The following is a 24,677-nucleotide window of genomic DNA, read 5'->3' on the forward strand; positions in this document are numbered from 1 at the left end:
CCTCCTTATTTTGCCTCGTACCAAGTTGAGCCATTGTTAAAATCTACTTTAAGCGGTACAGCAAGCTCAATAGCGTTCTCCATGACTTCTGGTACTATTTTTTCTAGCAAGGCAATCTCTTCCTTTGGTGCCTCAAAGATTAGTTCATCATGCACTTGAAGCAGCAGTTTTGCCTGCATCTTTTCTTTTTTCAATCGAGCATCCATATCAATCATTGCCTTTTTAATGATATCCGCTGCACTACCTTGAATTGGCGTATTCATCGCCGTACGCTCAGCAAAGCTTCTTAAATTAAAGTTTGAACTTGTAATATCCGGTAAATAACGGCGTCTATTTAATATCGTTGTCACATAACCATTAAATTTCGCATTTTGTACAATGTCATCCATGTACTGTTTTACACCAGGGAAACTTGCGAAATACTTTTCAATAAAATTAGCTGCTTCCTTACGCGTAATATCTAAGTTTTGGGATAGACCATAATCACTAATACCGTAGACTATTCCAAAGTTAACAGCTTTCGCTGCGCGACGCATATTACTATCTACCTTATCTTCTGACACATGAAATACATCCATAGCTGTACGTGTATGAACGTCCATTCCTTCACGGAAAGCCTCAACAAGGTTTTGATCTTCTGACATATGTGCAAGAACGCGTAATTCAATTTGCGAATAGTCAGCAGAAAATAATATCCAATCCTCTTTTGAAGGTACAAAGGCTTGACGAATTTTGCGGCCCTCCTCTAAACGAATTGGGATGTTTTGTAAATTTGGGTCTGTTGAGCTTAAACGCCCTGTTGCAGTTAAAGCTTGCTGGAAGCGCGTATGCACTTTACTATCTGATTCATGAATCTCCTTTAGTAAGCCTTCAATATATGTGGATTGTAATTTTCCAAGTTGGCGATACAACAGAATATGTTCGATGATAGCATGCTCTGACTGTAGTTTTTCTAGGACATCTGCAGCAGTTGAATAGCCTGTCTTAGTCTTTTTAATCACAGGTAGCCCTAGCTTATCGAATAGAATCACACCTAATTGTTTTGGTGAATTAATATTAAAGGTTTCTCCAGCTTCTGCATAAATTTCTTGCTCAATTACCACAAGTTTATCATTAAGCTCTTGCCCCATTTGCTCTAACGTAGCGCGGTTAACCGTAATCCCTTCGCTTTCCATTTCACCTAAAATTCCTGCCAATGGTAGCTCTAGGTTTTTATAAAGATCGAATTGTTCATTTTCCTTTAATAAGGCTTCCAGTTTCGGCTGTAATGACCATACTGCAAAAGCTTTACGGCTAACATGCTGTGCAAGTTGGTCCAGATCAGGTATTGCACGCTTGGCACCTTTTCCATATACCGCTTCATCTGCTTGGACATCATAGTAGCCTAGTTCCCTTGCAAGTGTTGCGATATCATCGCCACTTAATGCTGGATTATTAATATAAGAGGCAAGTAGCAAATCAAAGTCAACGCCAGCTAATTGAATCCCAGCTCGCTTTAATGATGCTTGAGCTGCCTTAGAATCGGACATATATTTTATTTTTGTGGCATCTTCTAGCCAACGACGGAGAATATCTGATTTTGCTGCTTTATCAAATGGAATATATTGCGTCTTTACGCCATCTGATAAGGCAATTCCTAGCTGCTGACAGGTATGATAGTGCTCGTTTTCAAGCTCTACATGCACAGCCATCACGTCTTTTAAATCCTCAGGTCGAACTTCCTGGACAAGGTCATAATCGAGAGGCGCCTGTTCTTCTTCTTGCACTGTAAAGTCACTTTTATCAAGCAGCGATTTAAAGCCAAGCTCACGCCACACATTGATTAATTCATCTTCTTTTGGCCCATTATAGGCAAGATCAGCCAGTGAAATGGTGATTGGAGCATCCGTATAAATCGTTGCCAGTTTCTTACTCATGATGGCTTGCTCTTCATTAGCTACAAGCTTTTCCTTCATTTTAGAAGCTTTCAATGTATCCATTGCTTCATAAAGTGCTTCAACGGAGCCATGCTCTTTTAATAATTTTACAGCCGTTTTTTCCCCGACGCCTGGTACACCAGGAATATTATCGGAGGAATCCCCCATCAAGCCTTTCATATCAATAATTTGGAGCGGCGTTAATCCGTACTTTTCCGCAATAAAGGCTGGTGTATTTTTCTCTATTTCCGTAATACCCTTTTTCGTTATATAAACGGTTACTTGCTCTGTCGCCAGCTGAGTTAAATCACGGTCTCCAGAAACGATGATGACATCCATATCCTGTGATGAAGCCTCTTTAGCAAGCGTTCCGATAATATCATCCGCTTCATATAATTCCTGCTCATATTGCTTAATACCATACGCATCAATGAGCTTTCGTAAATAAGGAAATTGCTCTGATAATTCTGGTGGAGTCTTTTGACGTCCTCCTTTATATTCTGTAAAAGTTTCATGGCGGAAGGTTGTTTTCCCAGCATCAAAAGCAACCAATATTTTGGTTGGCTGTTCTTCCTCTAATATTCTTTGTAGCATTGTTGTAAAGCCGTATACAGCATTCGTATGAATGCCACTATCATTCGTTAGCAATGGCAACGCAAAAAACGCGCGATACGCTAAACTATTACCGTCCAATAATAGTAATTTTTCCTTGGTCATGATTTTATCCTCCTGCGTTGTCTTCTACTTCTACTTTATCATAACAATACATTTCAAGTAAAAAAAGCAGGCGTCCATCCTCAAGGTTATCCATTATTTTTAATGGTTTATCCACCAATTTTAAGTCTCTATCCACTACTTTAGCATTTCTTTTCATTCAAAAAAGCCAACCGCGCGCACGGCGGTTGACTTGTTTAAAATATTTTAACACCCTTAACGCATATTACCTATAATAGATGAACGACTATCCTGCATTTTTTTCACAAAATTAGTCATTACATCAAAAGCCTCATTCCGTTTACTATTCATGCTTTGTAAACGGAGCATATCCATTTGCTGTGAATTACTTAAAACATCCATTTGACCTTGCTGTGCATTCAAATCAGCTAGCTGCTGATTTCGTTGATGAATCCCCTCTAGTTGATCCTTAAGCTGATTTTCGAACAGCTGTGCTCGCTGCGATTGAACTGCCTGTAATGCCGATTCTAGATCCATGCCTTGAATATCAATTGGTTGAATTAGGCTATTAGCAGAGGATTGCCCTGCCCCACTAAATAATAATCCGACTGCTAAAGCACTTCCAAACACGACCTTTTTCATCTTTATTACCTCCTATTAAAATGAATCTTTGCTTATCATACATACTAAAGGTTAAAACTAGGTTAAAAAATTCAATATGGTATGTATGCATCCGCCTATCAAGTTTAGTCATTGACTATTCTCAATAACTTGACTGTACTACAGATTAAATAAGGGCAATACTGACAAATGTTAATAATTTACTTATTACATCCATTACTAAAAAGCAAAAACTTTCATTCAAGGACAAGTCTCCTGTAAATGAAAGTTCCTAATAGTTGTTATTGATTTGAAGTACGATAAAAAACTTCTTCATAGATGACAGTTAATATAAATGCATTCATAAAAGCAAACACAAGGAATAACGGCATGCCGCCTAATTGTGGATATGTTAGCTCTTGATTAAATACCATTACTGTACTAATTTGTGCCAAAAAGAAGATTAAGCCAATTCCAACTTGCCAAATAGGACGCTTGACCTTTCTTTTTTCATACCAAAATAATTTCTTAAAAAGGTTTCTTACATCATCTGCAATAATAATACTGACTAAAAAGATACAAACAAAAAATACTGGTATATGATAAACACTCTTCGTCACCCACGAAAAATCGGATAGACGGAAGAGAAGTGTTACTATCGAAGCTATACTACAAGCAATCCCTAAATTTTGGAGCCATTTGCTAATTTGTAATTTCAAAGCCCTTACCCCCAACCATTCTTTTTTAAACATTATCATTCTATCAAATTATAGCTGATTGGGGAATACAAACTTATAAATTTCTATTATTTTCTTCCTATAATAATTTGATTTCACGGATAGTTATAATTCTAGTGCAACAAAAAAGTCGTCTCCTTCAAGACAGAGACGACTTTAAACTTATTTTATATAACCAGACAAGATGTTGGCATATGGTGAAGTAGCTGGCAAGATAATAACCGTATCTTCCCCAACCGTTTTCTTATACGATTCTAGTGTGCGGTATAAAGAATAAAATTCAGGATCTTGAGAGAAAGATTTATTGTAAATCTTTGCAGCCTCTGCTTCTCCTTCAGCTTGAATTAAAGCAGCTTCTTTACTTGCTTTAGCAAGCATTTCTTGTACTTGTTGATCTGTTTGTGCCTCAATACGACGTTTCTGTGCATCTCCTTCTGACAAGTACTTTTGGGCAATTGATTCACGATCTGAAATCATATTCGTAAAAACGGATTGTTCATTTTCTGTTGGTAAATCAATGCGACGTATACGCACATCTACTACTTCAATACCATAGTTATCGTTGGAAAGAAGTTCATTAACACGTTCAGTTACTTGATCGTTTATGCTGCCTCGAGAAGAATCCTCATCATTTATGATCTCAGTATAGTTAATTCGGCCAAGTTCAGAGCGAATAACAGAATAAATGAATTCTTCCATACGTGATTCAACTTTTTCTATCGTACCAGCATTCGAAATTAATAGCTTAGGATCCGTAATACGCCATACAGCATAATTATCAATAATAATTCGTTTTTTATCCTTTGTATTAATCTCTTCTTCCGAAATCTCATATGTCATTTGGTTTTTTGGTAACTTCGTGACACTTTGAATAAAAGGAATTTTCATATTTAAACCTGGTTCACGTTCAAACTTAACAACTTCTCCAAACTGCCGAACAACTGCATACTCTGATTCTTTAACGATATAAATATTCGCTAATAAAGTAATCGCTAGAGCGAATATGATCGTCAATGTTACAGCTAGAGAGATATATTTTTTAGGATTCTTCGGTCCTTTCTTCGACATTTTAACTACATTGTCCCCCGAATCACCTTCTGAAGGAGCAGCTTTTTTACTTTTACCAGATAAGAAATTGAGGAATTTTTCTAGATCCTTATTTTTTTGGTCCATTAGTTACCGCTCCCCTCTTTTTTCTCTGTTTGTGTCTGTTGCGACTGTTGAGGCTGTAGTTGCTGAAGTGGTAAATACTTCATCGTACTACCGTCATCATTCATAATGTAAATTTGGGCTTTTGGCAAGACATTTTCAAGCGTCTCTAATATTAATCGCTCTCTTGTAATTTGCTGATTTCCCTTGTATTGCTCATACATTTTATTAAAGACGGCTACATCCCCTTGAGCTTGCTCGATACGGGCTGTTTTAGTACCTTTAGCCTTGGACATAATCGCATCACGTTCACCCTGAGCCTCATTAATGCGTTGGTTTTCATATTTTTCAGCTTCGTTTATTTTTGTATTTTTCATTTCACGTGCATCTGTTACAGCAGTGAATGCTGCACGCACATCTTTATTTGGCAATTCTACATCTTGCAATTTCACACCTAAAACGCTTATTCCAATATCATATTTTTCAATAAGAGAAACTAATAATTGGCGAGTATTTGCTTCGATGTCAGCTTTACCTTCTGTTAACGCTGCATCGATAGAAGAACTTCCGATGATAGAACGAATGGCACTCGATGTCGCGCTATGTAGTATTCTTTCTGGATCTTGCGAATTAAATAAAAACTTATTAGGCTCTGTAATTTTCCATTGAACAACAAGGTCTGTTAAGACAATATTTTCATCCCCTGTAATCATTTTTGTTTCGGCGTCGTATGCCTCTAACTCACCTGCTTTATTTTGCTTATAACCAAATTGCAGACTAAACGTTTCTTTTGACAAAATTTCTACGGATTGGACGGGCCAAGGTAATTTAAAATGAAGACCTGGATTTGTTACTGTATCATCGGCACGACCAAATGTAATAACCACAGCTTGCTCTGATTCATCTACCGTGTACCATGATGTAAAAACTGTAATAAGTGCAATAATTCCAAATATTCCAAGTCCAACAATCATTAGTGTCCTTTTCACACTCATGTCTGTTCCTCCTTTTGCTTAGTACTATTGTTTACGGTGAACCTTTATAAAAAGTTTCAAAATATTTTCATATAATGATTGTAAAGGACAGAATCCTCTGTATCACACGCTTAACAAAAGCTTATTATTGCAAAAAAATCCTGTTACCTTTTATGGCAACAGGATATTGATAACCAGATGTTCAAATACTGGGAAAACGGTAGTGGATAATACAATACTAATTAATGCAGCAACGATCATCGCTAGACTAGCAAAGGTGCCTTCTAGCTCTCCAAATTCAAATGCTTTAGATGTACCCGTTCCATGTGCACCCATACCAAGCATTAAGCCCCTAGATGAAGGCCTGTGGAAACGACATACTTTGATAACGATTGGTGCTAACAAGCTCCCTAAAATACCAGTCGTCATAACGAAAACAGCTGTAAGCGTAGGAGAACCACCAATCATATTAGAAATATCCATCGCAATAGGAGTTGTGACAGAACGTGGCACTAAACTATGCACCAACTCATCATTTAAGCCCACAAATAGAGCCATCATAAAGGATGACACAATAGCAACCGCAGAACCAACAGCAATGCTGATGAAAATTTCAAATGCGTGTTTTTTTAATAGGTTGACATTTTTATATATAGGAACGGCAAACGCAACGGTTGCTGGTCCTAGTAAATTTGTTAAGACACTCGCTCCAGAATTGTAGGATTTATAAGATATACCTGTCAGTAGTAAAATACCTATAATGACTAAAGGTGTAATCAGCATAGGTGTCAGCCATTCTTTTTTATATTTTTTATAAAACATTTTACAAATATAAAAAATAGCAACCGTCCCAAGTAAGCTGACAATGGCGATTAATAAAGTCATATCGCATCACCCTTCTTTCGCTGCTCTAGCCATTGTGCTGTATACCCCGTAACAAACATTACCACAATGGCACTCACGACAATGACCAGCACAACCTTCATTCCCTGCAGACCGAATAAGGCATGATAATCAATAACACCGATGGCAGATGGAATAAAGAATAATAAGAGTTCACTTAATAGTACGGCTGCTCCTAATTCAATCCATTCAAGCTTAATTATATGAAACTGTAACAGCAAAAATAATAGGACAAGTCCTATTATACTCCCTGGAATCGGCAAATGAAGTAGGCGTGCAATAGTATTTCCGATTAATAATAGGATATAAAGATAGCCGATTTGCACGATACTTTTGACGATTTTCATGGTCATCCTTCTCTCATTTTTTTCTGTGCCTCAACAGTCAGGAAAACACGATTCGAATGATAAGAAGGTTGATTCACTGACTGTCAAAGTGTTCGTCTAACAGACAATCGCGGGTAAGATGGTTGTTAAACGTTATGCTACTATACTTTACACCTATTTACCTTCCCTGTAAAACAGAAAAAGAACCTAGTGTTTAAAAAACACTAAATTCTTTCTGGGCGAATATAAAGCATTTAAAAATCTTCTATTAGATTTTTATGGTCATCGTCTTAACAATCATATTGGGGGTTTCTAGAGATAAGTATAGTGCCCAAATATGAATGTAACGTGTTGTTCATGTAAAGGATTTGTTAATTTTTCGGAATCATGACAATCATTTTAGTTCCTATGCCGACTTCACTCTCTACTTGAATTCGGCCATGATGCGCCTCGACTAAATGCTTAACAATCGCTAACCCTAAGCCTGTTCCACCAGAATTACGACTTCTCGCTCGATCCACTCGATAAAATCTTTCAAAAACGCGGGCGATTTCATGCTTTTCAATTCCAATCCCTTGATCCTCTATTTCGATAATGCCATGTGTTTCATTTTCCTTTAATCGAATAGAAACAGTTGTGTTTTCAGGTGAATATGTAATCGCATTGGTAATTAAATTCGTCACAATCTGAATGATACGATTGGCATCCCCCATAACCTGGACATCTCGTTCGATATCCACCTGGAAGCTCATATTTTTTTCATCCAAACGCGGAGCTGTCAATTCTGCTCCACGAATTAGAACATCCTGTAAGCCCATCGGCATAATATTGACAGTAAAACCATGCTGCTCGATCTTTGAGAGCTCTAGTAAATCTTGAATCAGCATTTGAAGTCGATTACTTTCTTTATATATAATCTCCAAAAAGGAAATCAGCATTTTTTCGTCTTTATAGGCCCCATCCAATAAAGTTTCTGAAAAGCCTTTAATAGATGTAATAGGTGTGCGTAATTCATGTGATACATTCGCAACAAAGTCTTTCCGAATTTGTTCTAATCGAACTAGTTCCGTTATATCATGCATAACGATAACAACGCCAAGCCATCGCCCATGATCCCCGATGACTGGTGCCCCATAAACTTCTTTGTTATAAAGCTCTTGCTGGACTTCCATTTTAATTTGTTGTCGATAAGGCATTTCTGTCAGAAAGACATGATCGATAAATTGTTCTAATGATTTAGGTAAGCCTATTGTACGAAAAACCTTTCCTTGGACATCATCAAGCTGCATTCCAAAGCGTTCTAGAAATACTCGATTTACAATGGAAATATTCCCCTCACGACCAATCATCATTAGGGAGCTTCCCATATTTTCAATTAAGGTTTTCAGTCTTTCTTCCTCTACTTCACGTATCGTTGTAATATCTTGCAAATTCCGTGCCAATATATTTATGGAATGACTCAGTGGGATCATCCGCTCATGTTCATTTTCTTGAGCACGCGCACGATAGTTACCCTTTGCAAGCTCAAGGGCCGTGTCGGTCACATTATCAATCGGTGCTGTAAAGTTACGTATCATATAACGACTTATAATTGCTATTAATATCAACGTGATGGTAAAGAGAATAGCCAGTACTCCGTAAAGGCGAGCACGGACATAGTTCAATAAGGATTCGTCTCGTTCCATAGCCTGAGCTGCGTACAAGGCTTCCTGATCTTCCTTTGTTAAATCCATTTTGCGTTCATCGATTACTTGGTCCATTGATGTCCTTATCTCAGTGGATGCTTGCTCGTTATATTGCTTTATATAAACAGGAAAAAGCTGACCTATAACAATCATTAGGACAGCTAGTATCGTTCCAAGTAAAAGCATGAATGTCAAGAATAAGCGGTTGCTCATCGATTTCATGTCGTTTTCGGCTCCTCAAATTTATAACCAAGACCTCTAATTGTTTTTATAAACATCGGCTTACGGCTATTTTCTTCAATTTTATCGCGAAGGTGGCTAATGTGTACATCCACAATTCGAGTATCGCCAGCAAAATCATATTTCCATACAGCACTTAATAGCTGATCACGTGTTAATACACGATTTTTATTTTCAAGTAAATAGATGAGTAGCTCAAACTCTTTTGGTGTAAATTCCAGTGCCTCATCCTGTAAAAATACTTCAAATCGCTCTGGGTACACGCGCAGTTGTCCAAACTCATACATTTTTTCCTGCGCCTCATCCTTATCATCTGCGACAACGTTTTGCGTGAAACGTCTTAATACAGCCTTGACACGCGCTAAAACTTCACGAGGACTAAAAGGCTTTGTCATGTAATCATCTGCTCCCAACTCAAGACCAAGAACTTTATCAAATTCGTCATCTTTCGCAGTTAGCATAATAATTGGCGTATTCATACGTTGCTGTCGTATTTGTTTACAGACCTCCATGCCATCTAGTTTTGGAAGCATCAAATCTAAAAGAATTAAATTTGGCTGTAAAGCGATTGCTTTTTCAAGCCCTTCCTGACCATCAGCAGCCGTCTCTACTTCATAGCCTGCCTGCTCTAAATTATATTTCAATAATGTTGCAATCGAAAATTCATCTTCAATTACTAAAATCGTTTTTGTCATGTCTAATGCCTCCGTTAGTGATTTGAAACCCCCATTTCAAATCTCAAGACGTCTATAGCGCAAGTGGTGGAGTCACAAGCAATAAACCTTCAATTACAAGCTGTTTCTGCTCATTATAGGAGTGGACAGAGACAGTGATGGTATTGTCATATTTATTGATTGCTGTAACCTCTAATAGCGTATCGAACAATTCATAATGATAGAGAGGTCCTAAATATTTCAAATGTTGCTCAATAATTCGTGCACCTGGTCCTGGAATATACTTTGACACAGCTGATGTAATAATACCATTTAACATAATTGTCGGCACAATTGGCTTTTGAAAAGGTGTCATAGCCGCATAATCATGTTGAATATAAAGCGGGTTACTATCGTTTGTAAGGCCTAAATAAAGCAATAGATCCCTATCTTCAATTTTTTCAGTGATATGGATTTTCTCGCCAACTGTAATTTCATCGATTGTGAGACCAAGTTTACTATTTTTTTGAAGCAAAGATACGCCAACCCCTTTTCTATCATACTACATTCATAGTATCAATTTTATGCTAAAAGTACAATGAAAAGCAGAAGAACCTTACCTTTCTCAACCCTGGAAACATAAAAAAACGAGCAGGAACATTCCCTACTCGCTTTAAGATTTAGACTGATATTCTACACTAAAATTTTCATCACATTACGAACTGCTTCTGCCGATTGATCTAAAGCTGCTTTTTCTTTGTCCGTTAATTCTAGCTCAAAGATTTTTTCAATACCGTTTTCGCCAAGTAATGTAGGAACACCTAAGTATAAATCATGATAGCCGTACTCGCCTTCTAAATAAGCAATAGATGGTAAAATACGTTTTTGGTCTTTTACAATAGCTTCAGCCATCTCTATTAGTGCCGCAGCAGGCGCATAATAGGCAGAGCCGTTACCAAGTAAGTTGACAATTTCTGCTCCACCATTACGCGTTCGGTCAACAATTTCTTCTAAACGTTCAGCAGAAATAAGTGTTTCTAACGGAATACCACCAGCAAATGAATAACGTGTTAACGGTACCATTGTGTCACCGTGACCACCTAATACAAAACCAGTAATATCCTTCACTGAAATTTTAAGTTCTTCTGCCACAAATGCACAGAAACGAGCCGTATCAAGAACACCTGATTGACCAATTACACGGTTTTTAGGGAAGCCAGTTTCTTTGTATACTGTGTATGTCATGGCATCAACTGGATTTGTCAGTACAAGGATTGTAGCATTTGGTGAATGCGTAGCAATCTCTTTTGAAACAGTTTTCATAACACTCTGATTGATTTGAACAAGGTCATCACGGCTCATACCTGGTTTACGTGCAACACCAGCGGTAATGATCACTACGTCAGAATTCGCCGTATCTGCATAATTGGAAGTACCTTGCACATAAGAGTCAAACCCTTGTATTGGTGCTGCCTCCCACATATCTAGCGCCTTACCCTTTGTTGGGTTTTCTACTTGTGGAATATCCACTAATACGACGTCACCAAGTTCTTTCTGAGCTGCTAAAAATGCTGCAGTAGCGCCTGTAAAACCGCCACCGATAACTGAGATTTTTTTTCGTTTCAGAGACATTTGAATACGCTCCTTTAAAATTAGGTTATATATTTTAAAAGAGGGAGGAGACTTCCATCTCACTCCCTCAATTAAACAAGTTTATCGTAAATATTCAATTAAAATTTACTGTCACCCTAATTATATCGGCAGAAAAAAGCATCCGCTTTAGCGATAAATTCTATTGTAGAATAGAAAATTATAGGTTTTTGATTAACTCATTAGCGAATTCTGAACATTTCACTTCTGTAGCGCCGTCCATTAAACGTGCGAAGTCATAAGTAACAACTTTAGAAGAAATTGTTTTCTCAACAGATTGAGTGATCATGTCAGCAGCTTCTTGCCATCCTAAGTGTTCAAGCATTAATACACCTGAAAGTAATACTGAAGATGGGTTTACTTTATCTAAACCAGCATATTTTGGAGCTGTACCGTGAGTAGCTTCGAAGATCGCATGGCCAGTAACATAGTTAATGTTCGCGCCTGGAGCGATACCGATACCACCAACTTGTGCAGCTAAAGCATCAGAAATATAGTCACCATTTAAGTTCATTGTAGCTACTACATCGAACTCAGTTGGACGAGTTAAGATTTGTTGTAAGAAGATATCAGCGATAGAATCTTTCACTAAGATTTTGCCAGCTGCTAAAGCATCAGATTGAGCTTTGTTTGCTGCTTCTTCACCTTGTTCAGCTTTGATAGCATCGTATTGGTTCCAAGTGAAAGTTTGATCAGCAAATTCTTTTTCTGCTAATTCATAACCCCATTTTTTGAATCCACCTTCAGTGAATTTCATGATGTTACCTTTATGAACTAAAGTAACAGATGGGCGTTTATGTTTAATTGCGTATTCGATAGCAGAACGTACTAAACGCTCAGTACCTTCTTTAGATACAGGTTTAACACCGATACCAGAAGTTTCTGGGAAGCGGATTTGATTTACACCAAATTCAGATTGTAGGAAGTTGATGATTTTTTGAGCTTGTTCTGAACCAGATTCGAATTCAATACCAGCGTAGATGTCTTCAGTGTTCTCACGGAAGATAACCATATCAACGTCTTCTGGGCGTTTAACTGGAGAAGGCACTCCATCAAAGTGACGTACTGGGCGTAAGCATACATATAAGTCAAGTTGTTGACGTAATGCTACGTTAAGAGAGCGGATACCACCACCGATTGGTGTAGTAAGAGGACCTTTGATTGCGATTAAGTATTCATTAATTTTGTCTAAAGTTTCTTGTGGTAACCATTCACCAGTTTGGTTAAATGCTTTTTCACCAGCTAAAACTTCTAACCATTCAATTTTCTTTTCACCGTTATAAGCTTTTTCTACTGCTGCGTCAATTACGCGTGATGCTGCTGCCCAGATATCTGGACCAATTCCATCACCTTCGATGAAAGGAATTACTGGATTGTTTGGTACATTAAGTACGCCATTTTCAACTACAATTTTGTTTGACATTCTGTTGCCTCCTAAATTCATAATCATAGGACTGTGTTAGTGATAACACAGTCCCAAACATTCTAGCATATTTTCCAAATTAGCGCTCGCTGATTGGAACATATTTTTGCATGCCTGGTCCAACATACTCAGCACGTGGACGGATTAGGCGGTTATTAGCATATTGCTCAAGGATATGTGCCACCCAACCTGAAGTACGTGATACTGCGAAAATTGGTGTGAACAGGTCATGATCAATACCTAAAGAATCATACACTGACGCAGAGAAGAAATCTACGTTTGCAGGTAATTTCTTTTGTTCTACGATCATGTCATGGATTTTAACTGACATTTCGTAAAGCTCTGGTTTACCAGTTAGCTCAGTTAATTTTTTAGACATTACGCGTAAATGCGGAGCACGAGGGTCGCCTTTACGATATACACGGTGACCGAAGCCCATGATTTTTTCTTTGTTGTCTAATTTATTTTGAATATAAGATTCAACATTTTCAAGTGAGCCAATTTCAGTTAACATTTTCATAACTTGCTCATTCGCTCCACCATGAAGTGGTCCTTTTAATGCACCGATCGCTGCAGTTACACCTGAATAAACGTCAGATAATGTAGCTACACATACACGTGCTGTAAAGGTAGATGCATTCAATTCATGGTCAGCGTGTAACACTAATGCTTTGTCAAATGCTTCAATTTCAATAGCTTCTGGCTCTTCACCTTTTAGCATGTATAAGAAGTTTGCCGCATATCCTAATTCTGGTTTTGGCGCAACTGGCTCTAAACCTTTACGAACACGTGCAAATGCAGTTACTACTGTAGCAATTTTAGCTTGTAGACGAATTGCTTTACGGTAGTTTGCTTCTGGATCCATAACATCCGCTTCTTCATCGAATACACCAAGTAAAGATACTGCAGTACGCAATGCAGCCATTGGATGTACAGTTGAAAGTGGGTATGTTTTAAATTGGTCGACAATCGCTTGCGGAATTGACATGTTGTCTGCCAATTGTTGTTTTAATTCAGCTAGCTCGTCCTCTTTTGGTAAACGAGTATGCCATAACAGGTAAATTACCTCTTCGAATGACGCATTTTCTGCTAAATCATCAATGTTGTAACCAACATATGTAAGTGTGTCATCGATAATTGAACTGATTTTAGATTCCGCTGCTACGATACCTTCTAAACCTTTAGTTGCTGACATAAATTATCGCTCCCTCATACTTATTTTTTTGTTGCAAATGCGTTTTTTATGTTGCATTTACGAATTTTGCTCATATGAACCATTAAGTAAATCGCTTACATTGCTATTATAATCATTTTTGACAGCTTTGTGAATGAAAATCCTCCAAATAAAGAAAAAGACGTCCGAACGACTATATAATTGTCCTAAAGAGATTTTTTTGTATATTTTGACATTAATTTATCAATTGGTTTGGGGTGAATTTGTAAAAATGAGGAATTTAAAGTATTTTTCATACGAAAGAACTACGAGCGTTTTGCTATTTATTTTTTATTTAGTCATACTTTGGTTTGTATTACCTGTGTCACTCGCAATTTTTTTATCATTTTCGACGTATCCTATCATAAATTTTTTACACAAATATTGTAGGATTGCGTATTGGATTGCAGCAATTATTGTGGAAGTATTAATATTAACCTGTATTTTTCTACTAGTTGTCATATCTATTAACAGTATTATCGTCATTTTCCCAGAAATTCGAGAGACTTTACAAAATTTCCCGCTTTTCAGTGAATATGAATCCATGTTTGTACAAGTTTTAAAAGAAAAATCACTGTCCATTTTCGATTCCATCATCGTATATACAGCAGATCTTTTTCAATTATTAATGAAGCATGTCATTGAGGTTTTCATCTTTTTGGTCGCTTATTACTTTGCGCTTTTAGAAACACGTAAATCACGCTATTGGTTCTTTCAATATGTGCCTAAAAAATATCGTCAAGAGTGGCAATCTCATTTTGCAAAAATCATGCAACTTTTTCATTATTTCTTATTTGTAGAGTTTCAATTATTTACGATTACCCTACTTATTCTTTGTGCTGGCTTTATGATCCTTCAATTTGAACAAGCCATTATTAAAGCATTTATTGTAGCATTTGCAGATGTACTACCGTTTTTCGGAATTGGCGTTTTTCTTGTGCCAATGAGCATTTATTTTTATTTCAATGGCAATACCTTTTTATGTGTGGCCATTTTACTACTCTATTTATTTGTACAATTAACAAGGCAGCTAGCCGATTCGATGCTTTGGTCCAATACGCTTCAGCTACGCACATTCCATACATTCTTTATCAGCGCTGCCTCTATTCTATTATTTGGCTTTTATGGTATATTACTGAGCCCTATCTTTTTATTTCTAGCTGTAAAACTGAAAGAAAACTCTATCTTTGAACGATGATGAATTGACCTTTTTTCATTTTTTTACGCATCCAGTAATAGACAATGGGTTGGAACATTTTTCGAGAAAATGGCATGAGTAGGAATAACCCTATGACATCTGTTAAAAATCCAGGTAACGCTAAAAGCAAACCACCACCAAAAGTTAAAAAAGTATCCACTAATGCAGCTCCTGGCGCTTCTCCGCGTGCCAATGTATTTTTCACATTTTTAACAGAGTTCATACCTTTATTTTTCATGACATAAATCCCAATCACACTCGTAGCAATAATGAGCAATAATGTACTTAAAACACCAATATTTTGTCCAATGACTATTAATAACGTCAATTCGGCTAATGTGTAGACAATGAAACCAAGAAAAATTTTTCGCATATTTTTCTCCTTTCTACTTGAAAAGCTATACCTTCTATACGTTATTATAGCCCGTTTAGTTTCATAAAAAAATGAATAGACCTATTCTAAGAGAAAGCAACTTCTGTTAAAGAAAGAAATTAATAGTTTCCATAAAGTGTGTGTACAACCTTTATGAAAAAGCTCTAGTACAACAAACCGCACTAGAGCTTTTTGTTAATTATTAAAGAACGCTTGCATGTCCTTTGTATATCACACCTGTTTCAGCGTCCATTGTAATTTCTTGACCATGACGGATTAATGTAGTTGCTTCTTTTACACCAACGATTACTGGAATACCTAGGCTTAACCCTACAACTGCTGCATGGCTAGTAAGTCCACCTTCTTCCGTAATTAGGCCAATACAATTTTCTAGAGCAGGCATCATATCACGATCTGAACCGACTGTAACAAGGATGCATCCGTCTGTATCGTAGGCAAGTGCCTCAGCAGCATTTTTAGCAACTACTGTTTTACCAACAACTGATGCTTTTCCGATCCCTTGTCCACGTGCAAGTAAATCTCCAATAATGTGAACTTTCATTAAGTTTGTTGTACCCGCTTCACCTACAGGTACACCTGCTGTAATGACAACTGCGTCTCCATGTGTAACAAAACCATGCTTCAAGCTTTCATCCACAGCTAGTTCTAAAATTTCATCTGTTGTTGTCACGCGTTGACACACAATTGGGTATACGCCCCATACTAGTGTTAATGTATGAGCTGTATTTGTAGAGCCTGTTACGGCAACAATTGGCACTCCTGGTCGATATTTTGCAATCATTCTCGCTGTATTACCACTTTCTGTTGGAGCTAATACGGCTTTCACCCCTAAATTGATAGAAGTATAAGCTACAGCTTGTGAAATTGCCTCTGTCATATTTGCTTCTTTCTCACGACTACGTGTAGAAACAATTGATCGATAATCTAATGAATTTTCAGTGCGTTGTGCAATTTTATTCATCGTTTGTACTGATTCAACTGGATAAAGACCTGCGGCAGTTTCACCAGATAACATGATAGCATCTGTTCCATCAATAATTGCGTTGGCTACATCACTTGCTTCTGCACGTGTTGGTCGTGGGTTACGCTGCATGGAATCTAACATTTGAGTTGCCGTAATTACCGGTTTACCAACTTGATTACATTTTAGAATTAATTTCTTTTGTACAAGTGGTACTTCTTCTGCTGGAATTTCAACACCAAGATCTCCACGAGCAACCATTAAACCGTCAGATACCAGGATGATTTCATCGATGTTATCGACACCCTCTTGGTTTTCAATTTTGGGGATGATCTGAATATGACTACCACCATTTTGTTCAAGCAATTCACGAATTTCAAGAACATCTTTTGCACGACGAACAAATGAAGCAGCAATAAAATCAACACCTTGTTCGATACCAAATAAAATATCTTGTGCGTCTTTTTCTGTGATACCTGGTAGTTGTACAGAAACACCTGGTACGTTAACACCCTTTTTATTTTTTAGTACGCCAGCATTTTCAACAATTGTATGAATTAATCCTTTTTCCATATCCGTTGCTAATACACGTAGTTGAATTAGTCCATCATCAAGTAAAATAATTGAATTTTGCTCAACGTCTTCAATTAAGCGCTCATATGTGACAGAAAAGCTCGTCTCAGTACCTTCTACTTCTGTCATTGAAATATCAATTACTTGACCTGCTGACAAATTAAGCTCGCCATTTTTCATGTTATGTGTACGAATTTCTGGTCCCTTTGTATCAAGTAAAATTCCCACTGGTTTATTTAATTTTTGTGCCACTTCACGAATTAAATGAATACGCCCTGCATGTTCCTCATGTGATCCGTGTGAAAAATTCAAGCGGGCTACATTCATACCTGCTTCGATTAATTTTTCTAAAATTTCTGGTGACTCACTTGCAGGTCCAATTGTACATACGATTTTTGTTTTTCTCATTTTTGCCCACTCCGTTTTATAACAAATTATATTGATAGTTCTTTCATTAGTGTATATAGGCTTACATCAGCCTCATGATTCTTTTCAAAAGCCTCTGGCATATCATAATCAATGACTTGATGATTGCGAATACCTACTGCTCGACCAGCCTTGCCTTCCATAAGTAATTCAACTGCATGTGCGCCAAACTGACTCGCTAATACGCGATCTCTTGCTGTAGGTGATCCACCACGTTGGATATGACCTAATACTGAAACACGTGTTTCTTTTCCTGTTTTTTCTTTTAACAGTTTTGCCAGCTCACTTCCTGACATAACACCCTCTGCCACAATAATAATACTATGCTTTTTACCACGTGCAGCACCACGATCTAAGCGTGCGACAATATCATCTAAATTATAATCTTCTTCTGGAATTAAAACTGTTTCAGCACCAGCAGCTAGACCTGCCCATAAAGCGATATCTCCTGCATCACGTCCCATTACCTCTACAATGAAAGAATTTTCATGGGATGTAGCAGTATCTCGGATTTTATCAATGGATTCTACAACTGTATTTAGGGCTGTATCAAAGCCAATCGTATATTCCGTTCCAGGAATATCATTGTCAATTGTTCCAGGTACCCCTACAACAGGGAAGCCTTTTTTCACCAAATCCATGGCACCTCGATAAGATCCATCACCACCAATGACAACAAGTCCTTCAATACCAGCAGCTCGTAAATTCTCAATACCTCGTTGCTGAACAGCATCTTCTTTAAATTCTGGGCATCTTGCCGAATTCAAATGCGTGCCACCTCGTTGGATAATACCACCAACTGCACCTAAATCAAGTTCTTCCATAAATCCTTTTACTAAGCCTTCATAACCATGCTTAATTCCGACAACATCAATTCCATGAAATGCTGCCTTACGAACGACCGCTCGAATAGCAGCGTTCATTCCAGGCGCATCTCCACCACTAGTTAATACAGCAATTTTTTTCATTGTCGAACCTCCTGCAGTTACTATTATTATTCACATTAACATGAAAAAACAAACTATGTAAGGGTTCTGGGGATACAAAAACATAACTTTTACATAAAAAATGAAAAGAATGCGCTTTCACACACTCTTTCCACCTAAAAACATCCTAAATCTAACATTTTTTCAAGAAGTCTGGCGTTTATTATGCGCTATTATCTTCTTTCATTTTTATAGCTTTTTAATATGTTAAGAAACAAATTTTGTCTCTTAACGAGCAAATATATAGCTTTTAAATTTTATATCCTATTAAAGCAAACAACATTCATCTTTTTACAAACAGATTTACACTTCTGTATACTGTCCAATTTTTTTAAATTTTTCATAGCGATCTTCAACTAATTGTGCTCCATTTAAAGAATTTAATGCATGAAGTGTGTCACTAATGCATTCTTTAATAGAAAGGGCCTGTTTTGCTACATTGCGATGTGCTCCACCAATAATTTCAGGAATAATGCCATCAATTACACCAAGTTCTTTCAAATCAGGTGCTGTGATACGCATGGCTTCTGCTGCCTGCTTAGCCAGACTACCATCACGCCATAAAATAGATGCCGCTCCTTCTGGCGAAATAACAGAGTAAGTCGAGTTCTCAAGCATAAAGACACGGTTTGCTACACCTAATGCTAATGCACCACCACTTCCTCCTTCACCAATAACGATACTAATTACAGGCACAGTTAAGCCAGCCATTTCTACAAGGTTTCTAGCGATTGCTTCACTTTGACCACGTTCCTCAGCAGCTTTCCCTGGGTAAGCACCTTTTGTATCAATAAAACAAATAATTGGTCGTTTGAATTTTTCAGCTTGCTTCATCAAGCGTAGTGCTTTTCGATACCCCTCTGGATGAGGCATACCAAAATTACGACGGATATTTTCCTTAGTAGACTTACCACGTTGATGTCCAATTATTGTTACTGGTTGCCCTTCGAAAATGGCAATTCCACCAAGAATGGCTGCATCATCACCAAATGTACGATCACCATGTAATTCAATAAAATCTTCACACATTGCTTCAATATATTGAAGCGTTGTAGGTCTTTCTGGATGCCTTGCTACTTGCACACGATCCCACGGCTTCATATTGGCATAAATCGATTGCTCTAATTGTGATAAACGTGTTTCAAGCTTCTCGATTTCACCAGACATATCAACTTCTGCTTCAGCAGCAATTGTTTTTAATTCATCAATTTTCTCACGTAATTGTACGACAGGTTCTTCAAATGCTAAATTTTTAGACATGTTGTACGCCGCCTTTCGTATGCATTTTTACAAGTAAAGAAACTTGTTTACGTAAATCTTTGCGATGGAAAATGGCATCAAGCTGACCATGCTCTAATAAAAATTCTGCTGTTTGGAAATCACTTGGTAGTTTTTCTCGTACAGTTTCTTCAATTACACGTCGCCCTGCAAAGCCAATCAATGCCTGTGGCTCTGCAATATTTATATCACCAACAGAAGCAAAGCTTGCTGAAACTCCGCCTGTTGTTGGATGCGTTAAGATGGAGATGAACAATAAGCCTTGATCACTGTGGCGTTTTAATGCGACACTAGTTTTCGCCATTTGCATTAATGATAATACGCCCTCTTGCATACGAGCACCACCACTAGCGGTAAAGATAATAAATGGTACACCTAGTTCAGTTGCCTTCTCTACTGCTCGCGTAATTTTTTCACCGACTACAGAGCCCATTGACCCCATACGGAAGTGCGAATCCATAATCGCTACGACAATTTCTTCCCCATCTATTGTACCAACGCCTGTTAGGACAGCCTCATTCAAGCCTGTTTTCTCTTGGTCTGCTGTAATTTTTTCAACATACGCTGGGAAATTAAGGGGATTACTTGTTTGTAAATGATCATCCATGGATTCGAATGAGCCTTCATCTAAGAAATAGTCCACACGTTCTTGAGCAGTCATTTTGAAATGATGACTACATTTTGTACATACTTTATGATTTTTTTCTAATTCTTTTGTTAATTGAATGTGACGACATTCAGGACATTTTGTCATTAACCCTTCTGGAAATGCCTTTTCTTGCCCGTCCTCTTTCTTTTTTCGATTACCACTAAATAAGCTACGTATTGCCATGTTCGACTCCCCCTTTGTTGTTGTCTAAATGCTCTGTACAGTACTCATCCACTGCTCATAAGCTTTTAATGCTTCTTTTTCGTAACCCAGCTGCATCGATTTCAACATCGTTTGAATGATTAATTTTTCATCTTCTGTTGAGTTTCGATTTAAACGGTCGCCATCATAAGCTGCTAATTGAAACCAGATTTTTAATGAAAGACGATTACCTGTCGTAATTAATAGTTCTCTTAAAATATCTCGACAATTAATTGTACCTTCTATTTCTAGTTTCACAAAAAAACTATCCCACACAGGTAGTGTGCGAAGAATCTCTGTACAACTTATTACGCGGATTGCTTCCATTTCATGAATTTGTCGCGTTAATTCGACATCTTTTTTTGATTTTTCATCTTCTAATATAAACATCGACAGTATTTCTACGAGCTGATGCTTATGTGTGGACGCAAGAAAAGTACCACCACCATGTCTCGTTTCAATAAGCCCTAGCAACTCTAAGCTTCGCAAAGCCTCTCTCACAGAGGATCGCCCGACACCTAGACGCTCTGATAGAACTCGTTCGGAAGGTAGCTTCTCACCTGCTTGAATTTTTTCCATTTTAATGAGTTGACGTAGTTGTTGGACGATTTCTAAAAACACTTTTTTTTGTTCGGTTTTTTTATCCATACGACTAACTCCCCTTATCAAAAAAGTGGTCTGACCACTTTTTAACGTTGACTCTAGCTTACAAAATAACTGTGCAAAAGTAAAGAAAAAACTGCATAAAATTTAATGCAGTTTCTAATTTCTTGTTTCATTTTATATCTTTTTCGTCGTTTGCGCATGTTTTACTTTGATTTGCGGCTTGCCAAAACGTCTTTCTAAAACACCTTCAATCCATAACATTTCCTCCTCTACCAGCAGGTCTTGGACCAACTGAAAGGTTTGTGGAAAAAATGTAGTGGAAACTGTTCCAAACTCATCCTGTAGCTGAACAAAAGCCATTTGCTCACCTTTTTTCGTACGGATTTTCTTCACTTCTTCAATCAGACCAATCATTTTTATGGAGGTACCATCACGCTTCTGCTTCAACTCTCGACAGGTACTATTGATATCCGCCCAGAAGAGTCTTTCCTGTGCAACTGGATGGGTAGAAATATAAAAGCCCAAGCTCTCTTTTTCATGCATCAATTTTTCCTTCTGGGACATTGCTTCTGCCTGCATATATTTTGGTTTACCAAAACTAAATGCCATTGCTGATGCTAAATCAATATCTTCAGTTGGCCTTAAAAGTTCCGCGTGTTTCAAAGCTGCCTCAACTGTAATGATGAGGACGGCTCTATCTTTTTCTAGATAATCAAGCGCCCCAGCATATATCAATGATTCCAACACTTTTGGCTTAAAATGCTGCGCACTTAAGGCAACAGCTAGATCAAATAGGTTATTTAATACCTCTGGATTTGTTTGACGGAGTCCATGTATTTTTTCTATAAATGTATGAGGCACACCTTTAATTCCTGATAAGCTGTAGCGAATGCCTTCCTTTTCCACCATAAAATATTTCGTACTACTTTTTAATGAAGGTGGATAAAATGGGATGCCCTTATCTTTTGCCTCATGGACAAATTGTTGAATCTTTTCTACATTTCCCGTGGCATTTGATAATAACGCTGCATAAAAGTTTTGAGGGAAATGCGCCTTTAAATAAGCCATTTGATAGGAAATAACACTATAGGCCACAGCATGACTTTTAGGGAAACCATAATCCGCAAAGCGTACAATCAGTTCGTATACTTCTTCAGCTAAACGCTGCTCAAAGCCTTGGCGTAGCGCCCCCTGAACAAATGCTGTGCGTTGCTCCTCTAAAACTTGTCGATTTTTTTTACTCACTGCTCGGCGAAGCAAATCTGCCTGTCCCATTGTAAAGCCGGCCAGTACTGATGCAATTTTAATAATTTGTTCTTGATAAACGATCACACCAAAGGTCTCTTGTAAAATAGGCTCTAGCACTGGATGTGGCATCGTTACCATTTCTCTGCCAGCCTTCCGTTTTGCATAGACAGGAATAAAATCCATTGGACCTGGGCGATAAAGTGCATTTACAGCCACAATATCTAAAAAGGTTGTAGGGCAGATATCACGCAAGGCTTGCTTCATACCGTCTGATTCTAATTGAAAAATCCCCAGCGTATCCCCTCTTTGTAATAGTTGAAACGTCTTGTCATCATGCAGTGGGATTCGCTCAAATTCTATCCAAGGACCACCAGCTTTATAAATTGACCAACGTATTTGCTCTAAAATAGTAAGATTGCGCAAGCCTAAAAAATCCATTTTGACGAGACCACATGCTTCAATATCTCCCATTGGCCATTGGGTACTATAAATACCATCATGCCCTTCTTCAATCGGTACAGTATTCACTAAAGGCGATGGAGCGATGACAATACCAGCTGCATGTATAGACGAGTTTCTTGGTAGGCCCTCCAATTTTAACGCCACTTCGTACCAACGCAAATGCTTATCATTCTCCGCTAACCAGCCTTGAAAGTCCTGTGACTCTGCTACAGCTCTTTGTAATGTAATTCCCGGCTTATTTGGAATCATCTTCGAAATTTTTTCTAGTATTTCCGCATCAAAGCCAAATACTCGTGCAACATCCCTGGCAACTGCTTTTGCAGACAATGTACCAAATGTAATAATTTGTGCGACATTTGCTTTGCCATACTTTTGGGCAACATACTGAATGACTTGATGCCTTTTACTATCAACAAAATCGATATCAATATCAGGTAAGGTAATTCTTTCAGGATTTAAAAAACGTTCGAATAATAAACCATAGGCAAGTGGATCTACTTGGGTAATCGAAAGACTATATGCCACAAGCGAACCTGCTGAGGAACCACGTCCAGGTCCCGTCAAAATTCGATTTTCTTTTGCATATCGCATAAAATCCGCCACAACCAAAAAATAGTCAGCAAAGCCCATAGAGCAAATAATTTCTAGTTCATACTGTAATCGTTCATGGTAAGCACCGGGTATTGCCAGTTGCTTGAATCGCTCTTCTAATCCAGTAAATGCTTCTTTAACAAGCAAGCTTTCAGCTGTTTCACCTTCAGGTACAGGAAATTTAGGCATTTGCACAGGCATTTTTGGTAAATCAGCTTTACAGCAAGCAAGCATTTTCGTACTGGCATCAAGCCAATCTGGACGATCCGCAAACCAATTTTGCCATTCGAATGCTGTTGGGGCAAAATAGCCCTGTACATCAGCTGTTTGCATAGTATTACCAAGCTTTTCTCCTGTATCAATTGCTCTTGCTACTTCATAAGCAAAATGATCTTCTGGACGCAAGAAATAACAGCTTTGAGATGCTACAAGTGCAATAGCATGTTCTTCACACCAAGAAACGAAATCATCTTCTTGTTCAGCTTTTATCCCTCCAGGTCTAGCAATCCCCATATAGAGGTGATGGTTAAACAGTTGGACCAAAGCAGAAACCATTGCCTGCCAGTCATCTACATCTGTTAAATCGTCTGAAGAAAGTAGCGCTATACAACCTGCTGAATATCCCTCAAGCCATTTCCAAGGCAGCATATCATCTTGTCTAATTGAAATCGCACTACTAATCTTTAATAAATGTTGATAGCCCTCCTGTGTCTGCGCATACAGGACGAGGGGCAGCGTTTTATCATGCCACTGAACGTTAACCGAAAGCCCTATAACCGCATGGATATTTACTTGCTGCAATGCTTTACAAAAAGGCAAAAGCCCGTACAATTTCGTATTAACGATTGCACAGGCTTGTGTCTTTTGTTCTTGTAAAAAAGGAATCAATTGCTCAAGCCGAATTGTGCTTTTCAATAAATCCGCGCTCGTATGCATCTTTGTATATACATGTGTCAAATG

At 37.9% G+C, this 24,677-nt stretch carries 22 protein-coding genes; 1 reads left to right on the plus strand and 21 read right to left on the minus strand.

Annotated elements, in window-relative coordinates:
* Positions 1–5: 5 nt before the first annotated feature.
* The 14 genes from polA to citZ all read right to left on the minus strand — a co-directional run bounded on the left by polA (position 6) and on the right by citZ (position 14,126).
* Positions 6–2,633, minus strand: a complete 2,628-nt coding sequence (gene polA / locus QH639_RS11580) for a DNA polymerase I (RefSeq protein ID WP_259419410.1) — start codon at positions 2,631–2,633, stop codon at positions 6–8.
* A gap of 4 nt (positions 2,634–2,637) precedes the next feature.
* Positions 2,638–2,790: a hypothetical protein gene (locus tag QH639_RS11585; protein WP_193767387.1), complete on the minus strand. Its 153-nt coding sequence runs from the start codon at positions 2,788–2,790 to the stop codon at positions 2,638–2,640.
* Positions 2,791–2,846: 56 nt separating this feature from the next.
* Positions 2,847–3,233 (minus strand): hypothetical protein, encoded by a 387-nt coding sequence (locus tag QH639_RS11590; RefSeq protein WP_131521353.1) that lies wholly within the window; start codon positions 3,231–3,233, stop codon positions 2,847–2,849.
* A 260-nt stretch (positions 3,234–3,493) separates the two neighbouring features.
* Positions 3,494–3,943 carry a DNA polymerase I gene (locus QH639_RS11595; RefSeq protein WP_193767386.1) on the minus strand — a complete coding sequence of 150 codons (450 nt, stop codon included), beginning with the start codon at positions 3,941–3,943 and terminating at the stop codon, positions 3,494–3,496.
* 147 nt (positions 3,944–4,090) lie between these two features.
* The gene (hflC, locus tag QH639_RS11600; RefSeq protein WP_131521351.1) at positions 4,091–5,101 is read right to left on the minus strand and encodes a protease modulator HflC; all 1,011 of its coding nucleotides are present in this window, start codon (positions 5,099–5,101) and stop codon (positions 4,091–4,093) included.
* On the minus strand, positions 5,101–6,072 hold the full coding sequence (hflK, locus tag QH639_RS11605) for an FtsH protease activity modulator HflK (RefSeq protein WP_131521350.1): 972 nt from the start codon (positions 6,070–6,072) through the stop codon (positions 5,101–5,103). The genes hflC and hflK overlap by 1 nt, the downstream gene beginning before the upstream one ends.
* A 150-nt stretch (positions 6,073–6,222) precedes the next feature.
* Entirely contained in the window at positions 6,223–6,936 is a 714-nt protein-coding gene (locus QH639_RS11610; protein WP_237898453.1) for an LrgB family protein, read from the minus strand.
* Complete coding sequence (locus QH639_RS11615) at positions 6,933–7,301, minus strand: CidA/LrgA family holin-like protein (protein WP_131521348.1); 369 nt, start codon at positions 7,299–7,301, stop codon at positions 6,933–6,935. Before QH639_RS11615 ends, QH639_RS11610 begins: the two co-directional genes overlap by 4 nt.
* Positions 7,302–7,651: 350 nt before the next feature.
* A complete protein-coding gene (pnpS, locus tag QH639_RS11620; protein WP_131521347.1) occupies positions 7,652–9,187 on the minus strand; it encodes a two-component system histidine kinase PnpS in 1,536 nt (511 codons plus the stop codon).
* Positions 9,184–9,900 (minus strand): response regulator transcription factor, encoded by a 717-nt coding sequence (locus tag QH639_RS11625; RefSeq protein ID WP_131521346.1) that lies wholly within the window; start codon positions 9,898–9,900, stop codon positions 9,184–9,186. The genes pnpS and QH639_RS11625 overlap by 4 nt, the downstream gene beginning before the upstream one ends.
* Before the next feature lie 52 nt (positions 9,901–9,952).
* Positions 9,953–10,393, minus strand: a complete 441-nt coding sequence (locus QH639_RS11630) for a MaoC/PaaZ C-terminal domain-containing protein (protein ID WP_004226245.1) — start codon at positions 10,391–10,393, stop codon at positions 9,953–9,955.
* 158 nt (positions 10,394–10,551) lie between these two features.
* On the minus strand, positions 10,552–11,490 hold the full coding sequence (gene mdh, locus QH639_RS11635; protein ID WP_281116074.1) for a malate dehydrogenase: 939 nt from the start codon (positions 11,488–11,490) through the stop codon (positions 10,552–10,554).
* Between the two features lie 178 nt (positions 11,491–11,668).
* Positions 11,669–12,931, minus strand: a complete 1,263-nt coding sequence (gene icd, locus QH639_RS11640; protein ID WP_048393581.1) for an NADP-dependent isocitrate dehydrogenase — start codon at positions 12,929–12,931, stop codon at positions 11,669–11,671.
* Positions 12,932–13,010: 79 nt separating this feature from the next.
* Positions 13,011–14,126 carry a citrate synthase gene (gene citZ / locus QH639_RS11645; protein WP_004226238.1) on the minus strand — a complete coding sequence of 372 codons (1,116 nt, stop codon included), beginning with the start codon at positions 14,124–14,126 and terminating at the stop codon, positions 13,011–13,013.
* 250 nt (positions 14,127–14,376) lie between these two features.
* On the opposite strand from citZ, the gene QH639_RS11650 reads away from it, so the two are divergent.
* Entirely contained in the window at positions 14,377–15,342 is a 966-nt protein-coding gene (locus QH639_RS11650) for an AI-2E family transporter (protein ID WP_048393721.1), read from the plus strand.
* Here the strand turns inward: QH639_RS11650 and QH639_RS11655 are convergent.
* The 7 genes from QH639_RS11655 to dnaE form a co-directional block, all read right to left on the minus strand.
* Positions 15,326–15,715: an FxsA family protein gene (locus tag QH639_RS11655; RefSeq protein WP_281116075.1), complete on the minus strand. Its 390-nt coding sequence runs from the start codon at positions 15,713–15,715 to the stop codon at positions 15,326–15,328. The genes QH639_RS11650 and QH639_RS11655 overlap by 17 nt on opposite strands.
* A gap of 202 nt (positions 15,716–15,917) precedes the next feature.
* Positions 15,918–17,678 (minus strand): pyruvate kinase, encoded by a 1,761-nt coding sequence (gene pyk / locus QH639_RS11660; RefSeq protein ID WP_281116076.1) that lies wholly within the window; start codon positions 17,676–17,678, stop codon positions 15,918–15,920.
* Positions 17,679–17,704: 26 nt separating this feature from the next.
* Entirely contained in the window at positions 17,705–18,664 is a 960-nt protein-coding gene (pfkA, locus tag QH639_RS11665; RefSeq protein ID WP_048393573.1) for a 6-phosphofructokinase, read from the minus strand.
* Positions 18,665–18,985: 321 nt separating this feature from the next.
* Positions 18,986–19,942 carry an acetyl-CoA carboxylase carboxyltransferase subunit alpha gene (locus tag QH639_RS11670; RefSeq protein WP_131521344.1) on the minus strand — a complete coding sequence of 319 codons (957 nt, stop codon included), beginning with the start codon at positions 19,940–19,942 and terminating at the stop codon, positions 18,986–18,988.
* Entirely contained in the window at positions 19,935–20,792 is an 858-nt protein-coding gene (accD, locus tag QH639_RS11675) for an acetyl-CoA carboxylase, carboxyltransferase subunit beta (RefSeq protein ID WP_281116077.1), read from the minus strand. The genes QH639_RS11670 and accD overlap by 8 nt, the downstream gene beginning before the upstream one ends.
* Before the next feature lie 24 nt (positions 20,793–20,816).
* Positions 20,817–21,458: a FadR/GntR family transcriptional regulator gene (locus QH639_RS11680; RefSeq protein WP_048393566.1), complete on the minus strand. Its 642-nt coding sequence runs from the start codon at positions 21,456–21,458 to the stop codon at positions 20,817–20,819.
* Positions 21,459–21,590: 132 nt separating this feature from the next.
* Positions 21,591–24,674: a DNA polymerase III subunit alpha gene (gene dnaE / locus QH639_RS11685; RefSeq protein WP_131521343.1), complete on the minus strand. Its 3,084-nt coding sequence runs from the start codon at positions 24,672–24,674 to the stop codon at positions 21,591–21,593.
* Between the last annotated feature and the right edge of the window lie 3 nt (positions 24,675–24,677).

Source organism: Lysinibacillus sp. 1 U-2021, from assembly GCF_029916965.1.
Taxonomy (GTDB): Bacteria; Bacillota; Bacilli; order Bacillales_A; family Planococcaceae; genus Lysinibacillus; species Lysinibacillus capsici.

Bases quoted from the DNA above. Each gene is read 5' to 3' on its own strand.
- polA (WP_259419410.1), bottom strand. From the start codon at position 2,633: ATGACCAAGGAAAAATTACTATTATTGGACGGTAATAGTTTAGCGTAT.
- QH639_RS11585 (WP_193767387.1), bottom strand. From the start codon at position 2,790: ATGAAAAGAAATGCTAAAGTAGTGGATAGAGACTTAAAATTGGTGGAT.
- QH639_RS11590 (WP_131521353.1), bottom strand. From the start codon at position 3,233: ATGAAAAAGGTCGTGTTTGGAAGTGCTTTAGCAGTCGGATTATTATTT.
- QH639_RS11595 (WP_193767386.1), bottom strand. From the start codon at position 3,943: ATGTTTAAAAAAGAATGGTTGGGGGTAAGGGCTTTGAAATTACAAATT.
- hflC (WP_131521351.1), bottom strand. From the start codon at position 5,101: ATGGACCAAAAAAATAAGGATCTAGAAAAATTCCTCAATTTCTTATCT.
- hflK (WP_131521350.1), bottom strand. From the start codon at position 6,072: ATGAGTGTGAAAAGGACACTAATGATTGTTGGACTTGGAATATTTGGA.
- QH639_RS11610 (WP_237898453.1), bottom strand. From the start codon at position 6,936: ATGACTTTATTAATCGCCATTGTCAGCTTACTTGGGACGGTTGCTATT.
- QH639_RS11615 (WP_131521348.1), bottom strand. From the start codon at position 7,301: ATGAAAATCGTCAAAAGTATCGTGCAAATCGGCTATCTTTATATCCTA.
- pnpS (WP_131521347.1), bottom strand. From the start codon at position 9,187: ATGAAATCGATGAGCAACCGCTTATTCTTGACATTCATGCTTTTACTT.
- QH639_RS11625 (WP_131521346.1), bottom strand. From the start codon at position 9,900: ATGACAAAAACGATTTTAGTAATTGAAGATGAATTTTCGATTGCAACA.
- mdh (WP_281116074.1), bottom strand. From the start codon at position 11,490: ATGTCTCTGAAACGAAAAAAAATCTCAGTTATCGGTGGCGGTTTTACA.
- icd (WP_048393581.1), bottom strand. From the start codon at position 12,931: ATGTCAAACAAAATTGTAGTTGAAAATGGCGTACTTAATGTACCAAAC.
- citZ (WP_004226238.1), bottom strand. From the start codon at position 14,126: ATGTCAGCAACTAAAGGTTTAGAAGGTATCGTAGCAGCGGAATCTAAA.
- QH639_RS11650 (WP_048393721.1), top strand. From the start codon at position 14,377: ATGAGGAATTTAAAGTATTTTTCATACGAAAGAACTACGAGCGTTTTG.
- QH639_RS11655 (WP_281116075.1), bottom strand. From the start codon at position 15,715: ATGCGAAAAATTTTTCTTGGTTTCATTGTCTACACATTAGCCGAATTG.
- pyk (WP_281116076.1), bottom strand. From the start codon at position 17,678: ATGAGAAAAACAAAAATCGTATGTACAATTGGACCTGCAAGTGAGTCA.
- pfkA (WP_048393573.1), bottom strand. From the start codon at position 18,664: ATGAAAAAAATTGCTGTATTAACTAGTGGTGGAGATGCGCCTGGAATG.
- QH639_RS11670 (WP_131521344.1), bottom strand. From the start codon at position 19,942: ATGTCTAAAAATTTAGCATTTGAAGAACCTGTCGTACAATTACGTGAG.
- accD (WP_281116077.1), bottom strand. From the start codon at position 20,792: ATGGCAATACGTAGCTTATTTAGTGGTAATCGAAAAAAGAAAGAGGAC.
- QH639_RS11680 (WP_048393566.1), bottom strand. From the start codon at position 21,458: ATGGATAAAAAAACCGAACAAAAAAAAGTGTTTTTAGAAATCGTCCAA.